The following is a 1725-nucleotide window of genomic DNA, read 5'->3' as shown; positions in this document are numbered from 1 at the left end:
CGCGGCTCTCTTGAATTCCAAACAGGGCAAACATAGAAGCGAACTTCTCTGCCGCCAGCGGCGCACCGCCCTCGTTCGTGGGCCGTATATAGTCGCCACCTCATCGAACTGTCAACAGCCTAGATCACTCTTTTTTCGATTTCTCGTGGAGATATCCCCGGCGGTAAAAATGGTGAGCTGGCTTGGTTCATTCTTGGCCGCGTTCCGCCGCCGACCATGCCGGCGATAGCAGCCACAATCGCTCTGCCGAGCGGACACGTTCAACCCAAAGATCGCCCGCAGCACTTAGCCGAATGTCGACCGCGGCGCCCGACTGAACCTCGATTTAAAGCCGTTCTTCGAGCAATTCGGGCGTGATGTTCCGGCCGGCGTAGAAGATGCCCAGGATCAGCACACGCTCGCCGTCGACCGCGAAAACGATACTGACCGCGCGGCGATAGCCGATGATCCGCAACCTCGGCATGATCTCCACCCGCTCGGTGCCGCGCTGTGGAAATGTCGACAAGCCCAGGCAATGATCGCGGATGCCCGAGACAAAATTCCAGGCAACCGCCGGCGACRCACGCTCGGCTATATCCTCATAGAGTTGTTCGAGCTCGGCTTCCGCTTTAGCGTGGAAGACAATCCGGTATTCCATTCCCTACTTGGCTTTCGCCTGCCGTGCGCGATGACGGGCCTCCAATCGGGAAAACACCGTTTCAGCCGGGATTCCCTTTGCCGGATCCCGCTGGAGCTCGGCCATGCGCGACGGGATCTCCTCCCGCAGCCACTTCTCCCGCTCCGCCTCAAAATCCTCAAGCATGCGCAGGCCCGCGCGGACAACCTCGCTGGCATTGTTGTAGCGGCCCGATTCGAGTTGCTTCCTGATGAAGCGCTCATAATGCTCGTTCAAAGCGTAGTTAGGCATCGGAGTCTCCCGGAAAATATCGAGCCAGGCGCGAAGCATAGCAACAGATAGCAAAAATTGACAGCTTGATTGATTCGGACGCGCCTCATACTTAGCGATTCGATGGAAGACTCCACCGAAGCGGGCGGCAGTCGGAATGTCGATCAAGCACGCCGGCGCCGATCGAGGATCGCGACGACGCGTTTTAGCCGGGTGTATCTACCGGCTCAGCGGGCGGCCCATGCCAGTCCGCGGCGCAGGATGGTGCGCATCTGCGGCACCTCGAACTCCGCTGCCACATGACCCAGCGAGGAATAGAACACCCGCCCCTTGCCGTGTCTGCGCTTCCACACCACCGGCATGACGACGCCATCGATCCACGGCGCATATTCGCCGGAGAAGGTGGTCGTCGCCAGCACTTCATTCGACGGGTCAACATGCATGTAATATTGTTCGGAGCGGTAGGGGAAATCGTCGATGCCTTGCATGATCGGGTCGTCGCGCCGCATCACCTTTACATTATAGTCGATGATGTTGCCCGGATGCGCGACCCATTGCCCGCCGCACATGAACTGATAATCGGGCGATTCGCGAAAGGCATCGCCCATGCCTCCATGATAGCCGCCAAGGCCGACGCCGTTTTCGAYCGCTTTCGTCAGGTTGGCCTCTTCCGCCTTGGTGAGCTTGGACATCGTGTAGATCGGCACGATGAGGCTGAGCTCGGCGATCGCCGGGTCGGCGAAGACCGCGGTCGTGTTCTCGACACGCACGGCAAAGCCTTCTTCCTCGAGCATCGCCTTGACGGCACGAGCGCCGGCTTCGGGTTCGTGGCCCTCCCA

At 59.8% G+C, this 1725-nt stretch carries 3 protein-coding genes; all 3 read right to left on the bottom strand.

Annotated elements, in window-relative coordinates:
- Positions 1-325: 325 nt before the first annotated feature.
- Positions 326-637 carry a type II toxin-antitoxin system RelE/ParE family toxin gene (locus LCM4576_RS31710; protein ID WP_071036283.1) on the bottom strand — a complete coding sequence of 104 codons (312 nt, stop codon included), beginning with the start codon at positions 635-637 and terminating at the stop codon, positions 326-328.
- A 3-nt stretch (positions 638-640) separates the two neighbouring features.
- Complete coding sequence (locus LCM4576_RS31705) at positions 641-907, bottom strand: type II toxin-antitoxin system ParD family antitoxin (RefSeq protein WP_041008894.1); 267 nt, start codon at positions 905-907, stop codon at positions 641-643.
- A gap of 206 nt (positions 908-1113) precedes the next feature.
- Positions 1114-1725, bottom strand: a 612-nt coding sequence (locus tag LCM4576_RS31700; protein WP_071036282.1) for a ThuA domain-containing protein, incomplete at its 5' end; no start/stop codon positions are given.

Origin of the sequence: Mesorhizobium sp. LCM 4576 (assembly GCF_001854815.1) — a bacterium.
GTDB lineage: Bacteria > Pseudomonadota > Alphaproteobacteria > Rhizobiales > Rhizobiaceae > Mesorhizobium > Mesorhizobium plurifarium.
The sequence above is the reverse complement of the archived record's forward strand: the minus strand, read 5'-3'. Positions and strand labels throughout refer to the sequence as shown.